Source organism: Arthrobacter sp. Dra40 (assembly GCF_059091905.1).
Genome location: NZ_JBNHHB010000010.1, coordinates 1 through 15,080, shown reverse-complemented (window position 1 = coordinate 15,080; position 15,080 = coordinate 1). Strand labels below are relative to the sequence as shown.

The following is a 15,080-nucleotide window of genomic DNA, read 5'->3' as shown; positions in this document are numbered from 1 at the left end:
GGGCTAGAAGTTCAGGCCGGTGCGCGCCTGATCAACCGTTGGCTGCGCCCAATAGCGGTTGTACTCGGCGTTGCCGCAGAGCGAACGCGACAGCATCTTGTCCACGTAGATGGTGCCGGAGAGGTGGTCCGTTTCGTGCTGCACGATCCTGGCCTGCCAGCCGGTGAAGCTTTCGCGCCGGCGGCTGCCGTCGGGCTGGTCGTAGTCCAGTTCGACGCTGCGGTGCCGCTCAACCACGCCTTGGAATCCTGCGAAGGACAGGCACCCCTCATAGTAGGCGGCCGTTTCCTCGCCGATGGCGCGGTAGGACGGATTGATGATCGCAAAGTACGGGAGTGGGGCGCGTTGCCGGGCTTCGGCGATCTCCGGCTCCGCGTCGAAGGTGTCCTCAAGAACCGCGATCCGCAGCGGAACGCCGATTTGCGGAGCGGCCAGTCCGACGCCGGGGGCAGCGTGCATGGTCCGGCGCATCAGCTCCAACAAGGCGGTCAGGTCGGCAGCGTCCAACTGCCCGTCGAACGTGGCTGCCTGGCGGCGCAGCATCGGTTCGCCGATCTGAAGGATCGGGGCAGGTTCGCCGGAGCCGGCCAGGGTATGGACTAGATCGCGCAGTTGCTCGGCAGAGTAGTCGGTCACAGCTGACTAGTGTAGGCGCTGGCACGGCCTCGCACGCCCTGGCAGGCGCGCGGCACGGGCATTTGCAGGCCGTCAGCCCGCCTGGCCGGCAGCCGCACACGCCTCGCTGATGAAGCGGTACACCGCACGGTCAAAATCGTGGCCCGCGTTCAACCGGAGGATGCCGTGCCAACTCCCCGCCGCGATGCTCACCGGGATCCGGGTGCCCAGCTTGTCCTCGGCCAGGGCATGTGGATCGCAGCGCATCGGCACAATGTGCAGGCTCAGGCGGGACGCCGGGTCCGTTCCGTGCACGCGGAGGTTGCTGGGCCAGGCATGTGTGCCGTCCTCGTCCAGCAGCGTGGTGGTGCCAAAGGATTCGATGACCAACGAATCCTTCCCACCCGACGGATGCACATCTATTCCCACGACTGCCGATCCGCTGCCGGGCAGCACTTTCAGTGTCTCGTCAATCCGGAGGTCGGCCACCGAAGCTGCCGCCTGCGCCAAGCAGTCCTCGGAATAGTTCCGGGACAGCACGTTGTGTGGGTCGTTGGCCTGGACTTCCACCGTGCTCAGCCCGGACCGCTCACTGTCCATCGTCACCGTCATCCGATGCGTCGCAGCCTCCGCCGACTGACCGGCCGAACACCGGGCCGGCGGCAGCTCAGCGGGCAGGCTGACAGTTGAACCGGCCGAGACCCTGGTCCCGCCGGTGCGCGTGGGCTTCCAGTCCGCAGCTCCTTCGTACAGCGGTGAATGCAGGGTGGCCGACGTTACGAGCACGGGCTCTCGGGATATGTTCGTGATCATCAGGTTGACCACACGGTCCGTGTAGAGGGCGCGGCCCTGGTCCACGGCTGCGGAGACGGGATGGTTATCCGCCGGAGTCGCGGGGGACAGGTCCCCGGGAGCCCCGCTACATGCTGGGAGCAGCGCGGCCGCCATCAACAGCAACACCGAACAGTTCCCACTCCTTCGGCGGCCATGATCCATGCCACTAAGGTAGTACCAACTCCGGGGACTTGGTCCTCGCCAGCAGCGAAAGGGCAACTTGTGGACGAACGACTCATGCTCCTCGACACAGCATCGCTGTATTTCCGGGCGTTCCACGCTTTGCCTGACTCGATCAAGGCCAAGGACGGAACACCGGTGAACGCCGTGCGCGGGTTGCTCGACATTGTGGCCCGGCTGGTCACCGACTACCGGCCCACGCAACTGGTCGCCTGCTGGGACAACGACTGGCGTCCCGCCTGGCGGGTCGAGCTGATGCCCACCTACAAACGCCACCGTGTTGCCGCCACCGTGCCGGGCGGCGTCGATGTCGAAGAGACGCCGCCGGGACTGGTTGACCAACTGCCGTTGATCCGCGAGGTGCTTGCCGCCCTGGACCTCGCCGTCGTCGGAGCTGACCATCACGAGGCCGACGACGTGATCGGCAGCCTTGCAAGCCAAGCCGACGTTCCCGTGGACATCGTGACCGGCGACCGGGACCTGTTCCAACTGGTGGACGACGAGCGCGACGTCCGCGTGATCTACACCGCGCGGGGCATGAGCAATCTCGAAGTCTTGACGGACGTGTCCGTGGTGCGCAAGTACGGCGTGCTGCCGGTCCAGTACGCGGACTTCGCCACGCTGCGCGGAGACACTTCCGACGGTCTGCCCGGCGTGTCCGGCATCGGCGACAAGACCGCGGCCGGGCTGCTGAAGGACCATGGCAGCCTGGACGGGATAGTTGCTGCGGCAGCAGATCCGGAGGCTGCAATGTCCGCGCGGTTCCGGGCGAAGATTGCCGAGGCTGCCGACTACCTCAAGGCCGCGCCCACCGTTGTCAAGGTTGTCCGGGATCTTGAGCTCGGTGGCTTCGACGGCCGCCTGCGGGCACCGGACAGCGACCAGGCGGAACGGCTAGATCGGCTCGGCACCGAACTGAACATCAGCGGACCGCTGGGCCGGGTCCGCAAGGCGTTGGCGACCGCGGGCGAGGCCTCCTGCTGACAGAACGGCGCCGGGGCAAGCGGGTGCTCACGCAGGCGGCAGGGCAGGCCGGTCAGGAATGGAGAAGCGCCCGCCTCCACGCCACGGCTAGCATTACCGTCATGGATATCTTCACCGTCCCAGACCGCAACGGTGACCCCGCCCTACAGATGGAGACACGATGAGCACGGCCACGACGACGGACTCGCAGCCGGGGCGGATGCACGCCGCGGACAGCCACGACCTGATCACCGTGCGGGGCGCGCGGGTGAACAACCTCAAGGACATCAGCGTCGAGATTCCCAAGCGCCGTTTGACGGTCTTTACCGGCGTCTCCGGCTCGGGCAAGAGTTCGCTGGTGTTCGCCACCATCGCCGCGGAGTCCCAGCGGATGATCAATGAGACGTACAGCGCCTTCGTGCAGGGTTTCATGCCGACGTTGGCTCGCCCCGAGGTCGACGTGCTCGAAGGCTTGACCACCGCGATCATCGTCGACCAGGAACGGCTGGGCGCCAACCCGCGATCCACCGTGGGCACCGTCACGGATGCCAACGCGATGCTGCGGATTCTTTTCAGCCGGCTGGGGGAGCCGCACATCGGCTCGCCCAATGCGTATTCCTTCAACGTTCCGTCGGTGAAGGCGAGCGGTGCCATTACCGTGGAACGCGGCGGCAGGACCAAGGCCGAAAAGGCCACCTTCCATCGGCTGGGCGGCATGTGCCCGCGCTGTGAGGGCATGGGCTCGGTGAGTGACTTCGATCTGACCGCGCTCTACGACGACACCAAGTCGCTGTCCGAGGGCGCCCTGACCGTCCCCGGCTACAGCATGGACGGCTGGTACGGCCGCATCTTCAGCGGCGCCGGCTTGCCGATGGATAAGCCCATCGGCAAGTACACCAAGAAGGAGCTGCACCAGCTGCTCTATGCCGAGCCCACCAAGATCAAGGTGGAGGGCATCAACCTCACCTATGAGGGGCTGATCCCCAAGATTCAGAAGTCGATGCTCTCCAAGGACCGTGAGGCGATGCAGCCCCACGTCCGGGCCTTCGTGGACCGGGCCATCACCTTTGCCACCTGTCCCGATTGCGGCGGCACCCGGCTGGCCCAGGAGGCCCTGTCGTCGAAGATCAAGGGGCAGAATATCGCGGACCTCTGCGCGATGCAGATCACCGACCTCGCCGACTGGGTCCGGAAGCTGGACGAGCCCTCGGTCGCCCCGCTGGTCTCGGGGCTTCAGCACCTGCTCGACTCGTTTACCGAAATCGGCCTCGGCTATCTGTCCCTCGACCGCCCCTCGGGCACCCTGTCCGGGGGAGAGGCGCAGCGCACCAAGATGATCCGCCATCTCGGCTCGTCCCTCACGGACGTCACCTATGTGTTTGACGAGCCCACCATCGGGTTGCACCCGCATGACATCGAGCGGATGAACCAGTTGCTGCTGCAGCTGCGGGACAAGGGCAACACCGTGCTGGTGGTGGAGCACAAGCCGGAGACCATCGCGATCGCCGACCACGCGGTCGACCTCGGCCCGCGGGCCGGCACGGCCGGGGGAGAGGTGGTCTTCGAGGGCAGCGTCGAAGGGCTGCGCGCCAGCGACACGCTGACCGGCCGGCACCTGGATGACCGGGCGGCGCTCAAAGAAACGGTCCGCGAGGCCAGCGGCGCCCTTGAGGTCCGCGGCGCCACCACGAACAACCTGCAAGGCGTCGACGTCGATATCCCGCTCGGGATTCTCTGCGTCCTCACCGGGGTCGCCGGGTCCGGCAAGAGTTCCCTGATCAACGGCTCGGTCGCCCGCCGCGAGGGCGTGGTGGTGGTCGATCAGGCCGCGATCCGCGGTTCGCGGCGCAGCAACCCAGCGACCTACACCGGGCTGCTTGAACCGATCCGGAAGGCGTTTGCGAAGGCCAATGGCGTCAAGCCGGCGCTCTTCAGCTCAAACTCGGAGGGCGCCTGCCCGGTCTGCAACGGCGCCGGCGTGATCTACACCGACCTCGGCATCATGGAGACGGTCGAGTCGACCTGCGAGGAATGCGAAGGCAAGCGCTTCCAGTCGGCGGTGTTGGAGTACACGCTGGGGGAGAGGAACATTGCGGAGGTGCTCGCGATGTCCGTGACCGAGGCGGAGGAGTTCTTCGGCGCCGGCGAGGCGCGTACTCCGGCAGCGCATAAGATTTTGGACCGCCTCGCGGACGTCGGACTCGGCTACCTCACGTTGGGCCAGCCGCTCACCACCTTGTCCGGTGGAGAACGGCAGCGACTCAAGCTGGCCACGCAGATGGCTGAAAAGGGCGACATCTACATCCTCGACGAGCCGACCACTGGACTACATCTTGCCGACGTCGAGCAACTGCTCGGCCTGCTGGACCGGCTGGTGGACTCCGGAAAGTCGGTCATCGTGATCGAGCACCACCAGGCCGTCATGGCGCATGCAGACCGGATCATCGATCTTGGCCCCGGCGCCGGCAATGAAGGCGGACGGATCGTTTTCGAAGGCACACCCGCCGAGCTGGTGGCTGACCGTTCCACCCTGACCGGCAAACACCTGGCGGCGTACGTCGGAGGCTGATTCTACGGCGCAATATTGTTCCTGCGCCATGCTGGGGCAGCCGCCATGGCGCAGGATTATGTCAACCTAGAGAAGAATCAGGCGGGGCCATACCAGCAGGACCCGGGCCGGCGGTCCTGGCATTATCTGCTGAGCTTTCACGGCCGACCCACGTGAAGGCTGCAACCCAGACATCAGTGTCCATAGGCATCTGGCGCGCATGGCGCGTTCCTGGTGCGTTGGCACAGTCAGCGCCAACGCGCAGACGTGTCGGCGTGGCAACTTTGTCTGCCAGGTAACAAGTAGGTTCGAGCCGGCGATTCGTGACGACTGACCGATGCAGCGCCGCCGCGGAGAGAAAAACCCGCGCGTCTTCGGCTGTCCAGGTGGTTCGCCGCAGTCGGTGGTGCCTTTCTTGCCGCCGACTCAGAGCTCCTCACCCGACCCTATTCGTAACGCCGATAATCCACATTATGTCAACTAAAGCAGCGGGGGGGCCTCTCCGTCCGCGGCCGCCGGCACACGTCAGCTCTTGGAGCCTGTGAGTGCGAGTGTTCCGCCAAGGCCGATCATCATCACGCCGCCGGCGCCCGAAAGCGTGGAGATTCGTCGAGGAGATTGGGCAAACCATGCTCGGGCGGTGCCCGCTGCGAGGGCCCATACGCTGTCGCAGACGAGCGCGATCGCCTGAAACGTCAGCCCGAGAAGAAGGAGTTGCGCCCACACCGCGCCCGCGGCGGGGTCGACGAACTGTGGCAGCACGGCGAGGAAGAAGGCGAGGGTTTTGGGGTTGGTGAACCCAACGATGAAGCCTTGGCGCAGCAGCTTCCAGGCGGATGATGGGACTCGGGATGTGCCTGATACGTGCGCGTGGCGGTGTCGAATGGCTTGGATGCCTAGCCAGACGAGGTAGAGACCACCCGCGATTTTGAGGACGGTAAACGCGACGACAGAGGCCGCGACGATCGCGCCGACGCCAAAGGCGACAGCAAGGATTGCGGGGATGATCCCGAGAGAATTGCCGGCGACGCTGAGGACTCCCGCTCGGCGGCCGAAAGCGATGGACCTTCCGATGGTGAAGAGCACACTGGGGCCGGGAATGACGATGATTACCGCCGCGGTGACTGCGAAGGCGAAAAAGCTCTCAAAGGGAAGCATGACTGAACAATACTCTCGGTTCGTATCAACCGCGTGCTCAGAATTTGATGGTGCAAATTGGCTGATGGCGGCGGCCCCATCAAGGGACTTCAGCCGCATATTCTGCGATGGGGCCGACCAGCGCAGGAAGCGCTCCCCCGCCGGATCGCCGCGAGACAAGGGACTAAGGCTGGTCCGCCAGAGATCTTCTTCAAGCTAGAGCTTCCGGTGGGGGCAGTCGTCACTGCAGGTGAAAGCGGACCAAAGAATCCCAGACGAGGGAGTCACGGGTGCGGGCTCGCCGGCCACATCAGCAGTGTTGCCCGCCCCCTGCCGGTCTGCATGGCTAGGCGCGCGACTCGACGCGCTCGGCGAGCTGGCGGATGACAGTGCCCCAGCCATCGTAGAAGCCGAGTTGTTCGTGCTGGTCGCGGTCGGCGATGTTACGGTGCATGGCGGTGGCCGTGTACTCGGTTCCGTCGGGGTGTTCCTTCATGGTGATGACGGCGGTCAGGAATGATGTTTCCGCGGGGCGCCATCCGGCAACGAGTGCGTCAGTGAAGACGATTCGCTCGAGCTCATCTACAGCGAGAAAGCAGCCGGTGATGTGGGGGCCGAATGCGCCGCCGTCCTGACTGATCTCGGTGCGGAAGGCCCCCACCGGGGCGGAGGTCCATGTCTCGCACACGACAGACCTCGGGCGCGGGGACCCACCATTGCTCAAAGCTCTGGGGATCGGCCCAAGCTTTCCAGACGGCCGCACGCGGGGCCTTGATGATGCGGGAGACGGTCAGATCGAGTTCAGGGTGAAGGGTGGTGATCATTCCGATGCTTCCTTATCTTGCGTGGAGGTGACGAAGTGCTCGAGGCCGCCGGTGCGGGCTTCCCAGACACTTCTCTGTTCGCTGAGCCAGGCCTCGATGTCGTCAAACGATTTCGGTACAAGTGTGCAAATCCGCACCCGCCCGGTCTTGCGCGTCGAGATCCACCCTGTGTTCTGGAGGTAGCGGATGTGCTTCATGAACGACGGCAGCGCCATGTCGAACGGAGCTGCCAACTCGCCGATGCTTGCCGACCCCGCTCCCAGCCGGCCGATCACCGCACGCCGGGTCGGATCGGCCAGGGCATGGAATACACCGTCGAGTTGCGCCGAATACTGAGCCATACGGCTTAGTTGTTGCTGCCAAACGCTTAGCGCACGAGCTAAGCGTTTGTCCGCCCCTCCCCAGGAGTCTTGGCGGCTTCTGGACGGCGTGCCCCGCTCAGCTCCCATCCTTCTCGGATGGAGGGAGCGTTCACTGACGGCGTAGCTCCATCTGGATTAGTGCCGGCTTCAAAACCGTTGCACTATCAACCGACGTACCAAGGAATTCCATGGACACCAATGGAATGGGCCCGGACCGTTCCCCAGACTACGATCCGTTGGACACCTACTCGCAGACGGTTATGCGTGTTGCCGAAATCGTCACCCCGCACGTTGCCGCCATCGAGGTGAGGAACGGGCGCGGCAGTAGGGTCTTGGTTGGCAGCGGCTCCGCCGTAGTGTTCACTCAAGACGGCTTTATGTTGACGAATGCCCACGTGGTTGCGGGTGCCAAGGGCGGTTCTGCCGCCTTCGCCGATGGTGAAGCCACGGAGATAGAGATCATCGGCGCTGATCTGTTGTCCGACCTGGCTGTCATCCGGGGCCTGTCGAACACACCGCCGCCGGCAGAACTCGGCGACGCGGAAACGCTGCGGGTGGGCCAGCTGGTGATTGCGGTGGGCAACCCCTTGGGGCTGGCCGGATCGGTCACCGCCGGGGTTGTCAGTGGGCTCGGACGCTCGATTCCCACCCGGACGGGTCGTGGCCGGCACGTGATCGAAGACGTGATTCAAACAGACGCAGCGCTCAATCCCGGCAATTCAGGCGGCGCCCTCGCCGACAGCCAAGGGCGCGTGGTCGGGATCAATACCGCCGTGGCCGGTACAGGCCTGGGGTTGGCGGTTCCCATCAACGCCACAACCCGCCGCATCATCTCCGCGCTCATGAGTGCAGGTCGGGTCCGGCGCGCTTTCCTCGGCTTGGTGAGCACACCGGTACGCCTTCCGGCGCATATGGCGCTTCGTTCGGGACAGCGGGATGCACTGAGAGTTGTTGAGGTCATTGCCGGCTCCCCCGCTGAGCGCGCCGGGATCAGGCCAGGCGATCTTGTGGTGGACGCCGGCCGACGTCATGTCTCCAGTGCTGAAAGCCTCCAGAAGCTGCTCTTCGCCGATGCCATCGGTGTTCCTTTTCCCCTGACCGTCCTGAGGTCCGGAGCCTTGGTGGATGTCATAGCCCTGCCCGAGGAAATGGCAGAAACGCTTTAGCGGCACACGCTGACCACAGCCGTAGCGAGCAGCGTGAGCCGCCCTATCCTGAAGACTGGCGCCTTCAGTAACCGCCGTTCCACACAGCCATTGCTGTCAGGACGAATCCGGTCACCGCGCCGATGACGGCAAGCCATCCGGCAACCAGCATCGTGACGTGCCTGGAGTGGTCCTGTGTCAGCCGTTCGCCGTGGGGGTGCGAGAGCACTATTGAATCCGCGGCGAGCAGGAAGACCACCAGTCCTACAAGAGCTACGCTCCAGGCAAAGAACTCCAGCCAATGCACCAATGGGCCAACCGGATTAAACATACTTCCGGTATACGCCCGCGTTACGGAAGCCACAAGGGCGCGGGCTCTTGCCTACCTCCGGCCATCGGCGGCACGCGCCAAAAGGCAGGGCTGGCTGAGACACTGGCCGGTGTAGATGGACGGCTGCCGGTCCTTCCACGGCATGGCCTGCTCCTACTCAGCGGCCACCTGCAGCAGGAGCTCCTCACCGCCCATCGGCGCCACCGGCACGCCTATCGGCAGCCCCTCGCGGCTCTCCCCCAACGGCAGGCTGACGTCTGGATGTCCAGACACATTGAAAGCCGCAGTAAACGGGGCGTAGTCGAAGAGCTTGCTGCTAGCGTCGGCGTGACCAGAAGGGCGTGTGCTGCCGATGCCCGCCGCCGCGGCAGGCGCGCTCACCGGGACATGCTGCTAACCGGCGTCGTAAGCGCGCTGCAGTTCGTCGATGTCGATTTTCTTCATCTGCAGCATCGCCTCCATGGCGCGCTGGGCCTTCTGCGGATCCGGTCCGCCGATCAGCCGCGGCAGCGCCGACGGAATGATTTGCCATGACAACCCGTACTTGTCCTTGAGCCAGCCGCACTGGCTCTCGGCCCCTCCGTCGGCGGTCAAGGCATCCCAGAGCCGGTCCACCTCCGCCTGGTCCTCACAGTCCACCTGCATCGACACCGCCTCATTGAAGGTGAACTGCGCTCCCCCGTTCAGCGCAGTGAAGCACTGACCGTCCAGCTCGAACTCGACGGTCAAGACCTGCCCTTCCGTGCCGGGTCCGCTCTCGCCATAGTGCGTGACGTCGAGGATATTCGAGTTTTTGAACAGCTGTACGTAGAACCTCGCCGCTTCTTCGGCTTCGCCGTCAAACCAGAGGCACGGTGTGATCTTCTGCATGATGGGTTCCTCCCCTGTGTTGGACGTACCAGACGTGTTAGGCGTACCAGAACCAGCCGACAGGCCTCCACGAATCGGGCACGTCGTGCCCGCTGAAGGATCCGCATCGGCTGCAGCTGTAACTTGCATTTGCCGGCACCCGCTGCCCGTCCGGAAGCAGGCGCAACGGAGTGAATTCCTCGACGATGAGATATTGGTCAGTGCCACAGTGCTGGCAATCGGGCGCATTCGGAGCGTCCGGACTGGGTCGGGCGGAACCCCCACCGGCAGTCAACGTCATGTCGGCCTCCCCCGGCTCAGCCAGCAGAGCCAGCCATAGCCAAGGCGGCGGCGCCAGTGCCTGGCGGATCGATAACCTGTAGTCGGCAGCCCTCCCCCTCCGGGGCCACATAACCGGGCAGGTGCTCGCTCGCGCTGCAGTTGTGCAGTTCCTCGAGTGCTGCAGCTTCAATGCGAGCGTGCTGCAGGTCGATGATGACGCCTAGGCCGGACGCCAACGTACTGGTGCGCCGGACCAGCGAATAAAGCGCCACAATGTTTCGGGTTGTCACATGTCCGCGCACTTCGATCTGGGCGGATTCCCGGTCAATGTCCACATGAACGACTACACGTAATTTGGGATCCATAGTCAGTCCCCTCAAGAGTTCCCCATGGCCGCTCCTTGACCGGTGACCATCATAAGAGGAGGTATGTGACATGGGCAACAAAGCACGTCATAATGTTTCGGGACGGACGAAACGCGGGCTGGATGCCCACGGGCGATGGCCCGCCCTGCCGGGGTGGCTGCCATGAGTGAGGCCGAATTAGAGGCGCAGTTAGTCGATAAGATGCAGGACGCGCTGCTCAACAGCGACGATCTGCAAGACTTCCTTGATCAGCTTGCCGAGCTTTCCGCGGCGGCCATTGACGACCGCGGAGACGTGGCCTGCAGCGTTCTTGTGCTGCGCGGCCCCCGGGACCGCACTGTTTCGCCCGGTCACAACCCGACGTCATGGGCGGAGTACCAACCCAAGTACGACGACGGCCCGGGGCTGAGCGCCTTGCGCACCGGAGCCGCCGTGCTTGTGCACGACGTCGGGAAGGAGAAGCGCTGGAACGAGTTGATGGCGGAGGCGGCATCGGCCGGGATCGGCTCCATCCTGGCGGTACCACTTCGTGTGGACGACGGCGGCTCGGGGGCGGTCGTGTCCTACTACCAGCGCCACGGCCACGGATTCTCTGAAGCGGTTCTTGCCACAGCATCCACCTCTGCGCGGATCGCGGCCAAGCCCCTGCTGCTCGCGGAACGGATAGACCGGATGGCTCAGCGGACGGCGCATTTGGTGGCGGCCTTGGAGTCCCGCACCACGATCAACCTCGCCGCTGGGATCGTCATGGGCCAGAACTCCTGCAGCCAAATGGAGGCCATGGAGATCCTGCGCCGTGCTTCAAACGCACGCAACGTCAAGCTTCGTGACGTAGCACAGGGCATCGTCGAACCACTGGCCGGCGCCGCCACCCGCTTTGAGGACTGACCGGCATCGCGCCGGCTTAGCGCACCAGGACAGCAATGCCGGTGGCCGCCGCGGCCCACAGCACGCTTGCGAACGTGCCCAGGATGAACCGCTCGGCAGCACCCGACTGGCCGAGCTCTGAATACCGGCCCAAGCCTTTCACTGCCAGGACAACAGCCAGGCCTTCCGGCCAGTCAGCCAACAAGGTCGAGGCAATGGCCGTCCGCTCGAGCACTCCGATCCAGGCACCACCGCGCAGAACCGGAGCCTCTTCCGGGTCGCTGTGGTTGTCCGGGTGTGAGGCATTAAATGACAACCGCAGGATAGTGACTGTGGCTGGGCCGCCACCGATCGCGGCCGCCGCGACGCCCAAGGCATAGGCGACCGGCCCCAGCCCGCCGGGACCCACCGCCGCGAACAGAGCGGCAACCCCCAAAAGAAGCAGCGAGAGGGCGCTGGCGGCGTACAGCCAGCGGTTTCCGGCTCCCTGGAACCGCTCAAAGTACATGGGTCCGGCGACGGCGGCGGCCACGCAGAGCACTACCAGTGCCACAGCGCTCATCGATCAGCTCCTTCCAGCAGTGCTTGTGCAGCCGATTGCCCCCGGCGGCACTCGTGCCAGAGTCCACTATGCAGCCTGCTTGAGACAGCTTGCTGTGTTATACCCAGCCTGTCGGCGATTTGCTGCTGGGTGAGTCCTTGATCACTGAGCTCCCCGGCTTCGCGGGCTTCCTTGCTGCGCTTCCGCGCCACGGATACCAGCAACTGCAGCACAGCCTCGGCATGCCCGGCTTCCGCTCGCGCACCGGAGACGGCGATGTTTCCCGGCGAAGTCTTGGCCGCGGTCACGGCCTCCCGCGCGCGCTCGAACGCCTCGCCGGAGCCGGCCCGCGTGGATTCCGGCAGCGGTTCATCAACCCTGCCGACGCCAATGCCAACGCTCCAGTTGGTGCTGACAGCCAGATCCAGTGCTAGGTCCCCCGCCACGGAAGCGTCCGCGATCACCGCCTGCATCTCATCCCCGGCGGTACGTTCAAAGCAACGAAGCAGCGGGCGGGCAGAATCATTGTTAAGGACATCAATCGCGTCCTGCACCAGGTCCTCGCGGCTTCGGGACCGGCGCTGGTCGACTGTCAGGACAAACATACAACCCTGCTTCCTTGTACTGAGTCCTACAAGTATGCAGGGTTGTGGCTGTAGTCGCAACCGTTGACCTGTTACTCCCCCGGCTCCTGGCTGGCGAGTCCCAACAGATTGTCTTCGGAGTCGCGGACGAAAGCCATCCATTCGTCCGTTCCGGCTGGTCCCAAAGCATCGTCGGCGTGCCGGAAGATGACGTGCGGCTCCTCCACCACCGGCGTTCCGCGCCCGCGCAGTTCCTCTACTTGCTCCCGGACCGAGTCCACCTGCAGGTACAACAGAGCCGCCGGCGCGCCAACCTCCAGCAGCAGCCGGACGCCGTCGAGCTGGAAGAACACGAGTCCCGGCGGATCGAAAACGCCGGCCGGCGGATAGCCCAACAGTTCGGTATAGAAAGCAGTCGCGCGCCCGAGGTCCTGCACGCCCAGGGCAACCTGTGCCAGCTTCATTCCGCCGCCTTCCGTCCGGTCGGCCCCTGGTTCCACTCGCCCGGGGCCCTTCAGCCGAATCGTACGCCCGCCTCCGCCCGATAGTGTGGAGTGGTGACTGAAACTTCCCCCCGGCTTCGCGCTGGCCTCCCGCTGGTTGCAGGGTCGCTGGCCCTGGATCTGGCAGCCATCGTCATTTTCGCTGCAGCCGGCCGAAACACGCATGAACACGGACTGGCCGCCGCGGGCATCCTCATCACCGCTGCCCCGTTCCTGATAGGCGCACTGATCGGCTGGGCCGCTCTGCGCGCCTGGCGCCGGCCGACCGCCCTCTGGCCCATCGGCGTCGCGGTCTGGCTGTCGGCAGTGGTCGTGGGGCTCGCGCTGCGCGGCCTCGCAGGCGGCGGGCTTGCGCTCTCATTCCAGATCGTGACGTTCTTGGTGCTCGGCGCACTGCTGTTGGGATGGCGCGCGCTGGCCGCGCTGTTCATCAAACTACGCTTCCGCCGACGGGTGCAATAACCTCGTGATAGGAAAGATCCCCTTCCAGCAGAAAGGCAGTGCAGTGGCTACAGCATTCGTTCTCATCCGGACCGACGCAACCCGGATACCGGAGTGCGCCCAGGAAATCTCAGAGCTCGAGGGCATCAGCGAGGTCTACTCGGTCACCGGCGAATGGGATTTGATCGCTGTGGCCCGGGTGGCCAAACACGACGAACTGGCCGACGTCATCGCCGACCGCCTCTCGAAGGTCAAGGGCGTGCAGGCCACCACCACGCACATCGCCTTCCGCGCCTATTCAAAACACGACTTGGATGCCGCCTTCTCGCTCGGCTTCGAGTAGGGCGCCCCACCCGCAGAAATGCCCCGGACGCCAGCTCATCTGGCGTCCGGGGCATTTCAGTTAACCGTTGTTGCCAGCCGAGCCTGCAGGAATCAGCGGGTGGCGTCGATCCAGCGCTGCAAGGCTCCGGCCGCGGCCCCGCTGTCGATGGCCTTGTTGGCGCGCTCCAGCCCGCCCGCCAGCCGTTCCAGCAGCGCTCCGTCCGCGGCTACGTCGTTGGCAACCAGGGCGGCCGCTGCATTGAGGACGACGGCGTCCCGCACCGGCCCTTTATCGCCGGCCAGGACCCGGCGCACCACATCGGCATTGGCGGCGGCGTTGCCGCCGCGTAGGTCGTCCAGAGTTGCTCGCGGGATGCCCAGGTCCAGGGGATCCAATTCGTGCTCCGTCACGGCACCGTTCCGGACCTCCCATACCGAGGAAGGACCCGTAGTGGTCAGTTCGTCCAGCCCGTCCCCGCCACGGAACACCAGGGCGCGGAGGCCGCGGGCAGCCAGCACGCCGGCAATCAATGGCGCCAGCCGGGCGTCGGCGACGCCGATCGCGGCCGCCGTCGGGTTTGCCGGATTAGTCATCGGCCCCATGAAGTTGAATGCCGTGGCCACTCCCAGTTCTCCGCGGACAGCGCCGGCGTAGCGCATCGACGGGTGGAAGACCTGGGCAAAGCAAAAAGTGATTCCCGCTTCGACGGCGGTCTGCGCCACCCGCTCCACCGGAAGGTCGAGGCGGACGCCCAGGGCTTCGATCACATCGGCTGAACCGGAGGAGGACGACGCCGCCCGATTCCCGTGCTTGACGATCCGCGCGCCGGCACCTGCGCAGACCAAGGCGGCCATGGAGGAGATGTTGACGGTGTTCTGCCGGTCGCCGCCGGTGCCGACGATGTCCAGTTTCTCGCCCGGAATCTCGATCGGCCGGGCATTGCCGACCATGGCCTCGACCAATCCAGTCAGCTCATCGACCGTCTCGCCCTTCGCGCGCAAGGCGACCAGGAAGCCCGCCATCTGCGCGTCGGTGGCCCCGCCGGACATGATGGCGTTCATCGCCCACTGCGTTTGAGCGGCCGTGAGATCCTGCCGCGAGATCAGGGCCGAAATCAATTCCGGCCAGGTGGGTGTGTTCTGAGCGTTCGGTTCCGTCGTCACTTCACTAGGTTATCTACGTTTCGTAGAAACTTCCGGATTGTTAACTTCCGCGCCGTTCCGCGGAATACTGCGGGTTGGGAACCGAAACGCCGCGCCGGGCGTTCGAATGCATTGGTGAACTGGGCGGATTTATAGACATAATGGCCTTGTGACAACTGCAACCCACGCCCCCAGTACCCCGGCGCATCCAACGCTGAACCGCCCCAATCTGGTTTCTGTCG

The 15,080-nt window shown here is 64.9% G+C and carries 20 protein-coding genes; 6 read left to right on the top strand and 14 right to left on the bottom strand.

The window, feature by feature from the left end; all coding sequences use genetic code 11:
* Positions 1–3: 3 nt before the first annotated feature.
* Positions 4–636, bottom strand: a complete 633-nt coding sequence (locus AC5RWT_RS07235) for a peptide deformylase (RefSeq protein WP_494079718.1) — start codon at positions 634–636, stop codon at positions 4–6.
* Between the two features lie 72 nt (positions 637–708).
* Positions 709–1,473, bottom strand: a complete 765-nt coding sequence (locus tag AC5RWT_RS07230) for a hypothetical protein (protein ID WP_494079717.1) — start codon at positions 1,471–1,473, stop codon at positions 709–711.
* A gap of 213 nt (positions 1,474–1,686) precedes the next feature.
* Here AC5RWT_RS07230 and AC5RWT_RS07225 point away from each other — a divergent pair, with 213 nt between their 5' ends.
* Together AC5RWT_RS07225 and AC5RWT_RS07220 are read left to right on the top strand one after the other, a co-directional pair.
* Positions 1,687–2,613, top strand: coding sequence for a 5'-3' exonuclease (locus AC5RWT_RS07225; RefSeq protein WP_494079776.1), 927 nt, complete (start codon positions 1,687–1,689; stop codon positions 2,611–2,613).
* A gap of 160 nt (positions 2,614–2,773) precedes the next feature.
* Positions 2,774–5,161: an ATP-binding cassette domain-containing protein gene (locus tag AC5RWT_RS07220; RefSeq protein WP_494043771.1), complete on the top strand. Its 2,388-nt coding sequence runs from the start codon at positions 2,774–2,776 to the stop codon at positions 5,159–5,161.
* A 504-nt stretch (positions 5,162–5,665) separates the two neighbouring features.
* On the opposite strand, the gene AC5RWT_RS07215 is transcribed toward AC5RWT_RS07220, so the two are convergent.
* The 4 genes from AC5RWT_RS07215 to AC5RWT_RS07200 form a co-directional block, all read right to left on the bottom strand.
* Complete coding sequence (locus tag AC5RWT_RS07215; RefSeq protein ID WP_494079775.1) at positions 5,666–6,298, bottom strand: LysE family translocator; 633 nt, start codon at positions 6,296–6,298, stop codon at positions 5,666–5,668.
* Positions 6,299–6,623: 325 nt separating this feature from the next.
* Positions 6,624–6,965 (bottom strand): SRPBCC domain-containing protein, encoded by a 342-nt coding sequence (locus AC5RWT_RS07210; protein ID WP_494043770.1) that lies wholly within the window; start codon positions 6,963–6,965, stop codon positions 6,624–6,626.
* Complete coding sequence (locus AC5RWT_RS07205; protein WP_494043769.1) at positions 6,856–7,101, bottom strand: SRPBCC domain-containing protein; 246 nt, start codon at positions 7,099–7,101, stop codon at positions 6,856–6,858. The genes AC5RWT_RS07210 and AC5RWT_RS07205 overlap by 110 nt, the downstream gene beginning before the upstream one ends.
* Positions 7,098–7,442 carry an ArsR/SmtB family transcription factor gene (locus AC5RWT_RS07200; RefSeq protein WP_494043768.1) on the bottom strand — a complete coding sequence of 115 codons (345 nt, stop codon included), beginning with the start codon at positions 7,440–7,442 and terminating at the stop codon, positions 7,098–7,100. The genes AC5RWT_RS07205 and AC5RWT_RS07200 overlap by 4 nt, the downstream gene beginning before the upstream one ends.
* A gap of 209 nt (positions 7,443–7,651) precedes the next feature.
* Here AC5RWT_RS07200 and AC5RWT_RS07195 point away from each other — a divergent pair, with 209 nt between their 5' ends.
* Positions 7,652–8,629: a S1C family serine protease gene (locus tag AC5RWT_RS07195; RefSeq protein WP_494043767.1), complete on the top strand. Its 978-nt coding sequence runs from the start codon at positions 7,652–7,654 to the stop codon at positions 8,627–8,629.
* A 64-nt stretch (positions 8,630–8,693) separates the two neighbouring features.
* Here the strand turns inward: AC5RWT_RS07195 and AC5RWT_RS07190 are convergent, their stop codons facing one another.
* From AC5RWT_RS07190 to AC5RWT_RS07175, 4 genes are all read right to left on the bottom strand, one after another.
* Positions 8,694–8,939: a hypothetical protein gene (locus AC5RWT_RS07190; protein WP_494043766.1), complete on the bottom strand. Its 246-nt coding sequence runs from the start codon at positions 8,937–8,939 to the stop codon at positions 8,694–8,696.
* Between the two features lie 153 nt (positions 8,940–9,092).
* Positions 9,093–9,320, bottom strand: coding sequence for an amidase family protein (locus tag AC5RWT_RS07185; protein ID WP_494043765.1), 228 nt, complete (start codon positions 9,318–9,320; stop codon positions 9,093–9,095).
* Between the two features lie 12 nt (positions 9,321–9,332).
* Positions 9,333–9,809 (bottom strand): VOC family protein, encoded by a 477-nt coding sequence (locus AC5RWT_RS07180; RefSeq protein WP_494079716.1) that lies wholly within the window; start codon positions 9,807–9,809, stop codon positions 9,333–9,335.
* A gap of 296 nt (positions 9,810–10,105) precedes the next feature.
* Positions 10,106–10,435, bottom strand: a complete 330-nt coding sequence (locus AC5RWT_RS07175; RefSeq protein ID WP_494043763.1) for a hypothetical protein — start codon at positions 10,433–10,435, stop codon at positions 10,106–10,108.
* Positions 10,436–10,597: 162 nt separating this feature from the next.
* On the opposite strand from AC5RWT_RS07175, the gene AC5RWT_RS07170 reads away from it, so the two are divergent.
* Positions 10,598–11,323, top strand: a complete 726-nt coding sequence (locus AC5RWT_RS07170) for a GAF and ANTAR domain-containing protein (RefSeq protein WP_494079715.1) — start codon at positions 10,598–10,600, stop codon at positions 11,321–11,323.
* Positions 11,324–11,339: 16 nt separating this feature from the next.
* Here AC5RWT_RS07170 and AC5RWT_RS07165 read toward each other — a convergent pair whose 3' ends face one another.
* From AC5RWT_RS07165 to AC5RWT_RS07155, 3 genes are all read right to left on the bottom strand, one after another.
* A complete protein-coding gene (locus AC5RWT_RS07165) occupies positions 11,340–11,864 on the bottom strand; it encodes a hypothetical protein (protein WP_494043761.1) in 525 nt (174 codons plus the stop codon).
* Positions 11,861–12,448 (bottom strand): sigma factor-like helix-turn-helix DNA-binding protein, encoded by a 588-nt coding sequence (locus AC5RWT_RS07160; protein ID WP_494079714.1) that lies wholly within the window; start codon positions 12,446–12,448, stop codon positions 11,861–11,863. Before AC5RWT_RS07160 ends, AC5RWT_RS07165 begins: the two co-directional genes overlap by 4 nt.
* Positions 12,449–12,519: 71 nt before the next feature.
* Positions 12,520–12,891 (bottom strand): VOC family protein, encoded by a 372-nt coding sequence (locus tag AC5RWT_RS07155; RefSeq protein ID WP_494043759.1) that lies wholly within the window; start codon positions 12,889–12,891, stop codon positions 12,520–12,522.
* A 93-nt stretch (positions 12,892–12,984) separates the two neighbouring features.
* Here AC5RWT_RS07155 and AC5RWT_RS07150 point away from each other — a divergent pair, with 93 nt between their 5' ends.
* Together AC5RWT_RS07150 and AC5RWT_RS07145 are read left to right on the top strand one after the other, a co-directional pair.
* Positions 12,985–13,392, top strand: coding sequence for a DUF3054 domain-containing protein (locus AC5RWT_RS07150; RefSeq protein ID WP_494079713.1), 408 nt, complete (start codon positions 12,985–12,987; stop codon positions 13,390–13,392).
* 43 nt (positions 13,393–13,435) lie between these two features.
* Positions 13,436–13,714, top strand: a complete 279-nt coding sequence (locus AC5RWT_RS07145; protein ID WP_127512606.1) for an Lrp/AsnC family transcriptional regulator — start codon at positions 13,436–13,438, stop codon at positions 13,712–13,714.
* 92 nt (positions 13,715–13,806) lie between these two features.
* Here AC5RWT_RS07145 and trpD read toward each other — a convergent pair whose 3' ends face one another.
* Entirely contained in the window at positions 13,807–14,859 is a 1,053-nt protein-coding gene (trpD, locus tag AC5RWT_RS07140) for an anthranilate phosphoribosyltransferase (protein WP_494079712.1), read from the bottom strand.
* Between the last annotated feature and the right edge of the window lie 221 nt (positions 14,860–15,080).

Coding starts and splice junctions, on each gene's coding strand:
- AC5RWT_RS07205 (WP_494043769.1), bottom strand. CDS start 7,101: ATGATCACCACCCTTCACCCTGAACTCGATCTGACCGTCTCCCGCATC.
- AC5RWT_RS07220 (WP_494043771.1), top strand. CDS start 2,774: ATGAGCACGGCCACGACGACGGACTCGCAGCCGGGGCGGATGCACGCC.
- AC5RWT_RS07175 (WP_494043763.1), bottom strand. CDS start 10,435: ATGGATCCCAAATTACGTGTAGTCGTTCATGTGGACATTGACCGGGAA.
- AC5RWT_RS07155 (WP_494043759.1), bottom strand. CDS start 12,891: ATGAAGCTGGCACAGGTTGCCCTGGGCGTGCAGGACCTCGGGCGCGCG.
- AC5RWT_RS07165 (WP_494043761.1), bottom strand. CDS start 11,864: ATGAGCGCTGTGGCACTGGTAGTGCTCTGCGTGGCCGCCGCCGTCGCC.
- AC5RWT_RS07190 (WP_494043766.1), bottom strand. CDS start 8,939: ATGTTTAATCCGGTTGGCCCATTGGTGCATTGGCTGGAGTTCTTTGCC.
- AC5RWT_RS07160 (WP_494079714.1), bottom strand. CDS start 12,448: ATGTTTGTCCTGACAGTCGACCAGCGCCGGTCCCGAAGCCGCGAGGAC.
- AC5RWT_RS07200 (WP_494043768.1), bottom strand. CDS start 7,442: ATGGCTCAGTATTCGGCGCAACTCGACGGTGTATTCCATGCCCTGGCC.
- AC5RWT_RS07170 (WP_494079715.1), top strand. CDS start 10,598: ATGAGTGAGGCCGAATTAGAGGCGCAGTTAGTCGATAAGATGCAGGAC.
- AC5RWT_RS07195 (WP_494043767.1), top strand. CDS start 7,652: ATGGACACCAATGGAATGGGCCCGGACCGTTCCCCAGACTACGATCCG.
- AC5RWT_RS07225 (WP_494079776.1), top strand. CDS start 1,687: ATGCTCCTCGACACAGCATCGCTGTATTTCCGGGCGTTCCACGCTTTG.
- AC5RWT_RS07180 (WP_494079716.1), bottom strand. CDS start 9,809: ATGCAGAAGATCACACCGTGCCTCTGGTTTGACGGCGAAGCCGAAGAA.
- AC5RWT_RS07215 (WP_494079775.1), bottom strand. CDS start 6,298: ATGCTTCCCTTTGAGAGCTTTTTCGCCTTCGCAGTCACCGCGGCGGTA.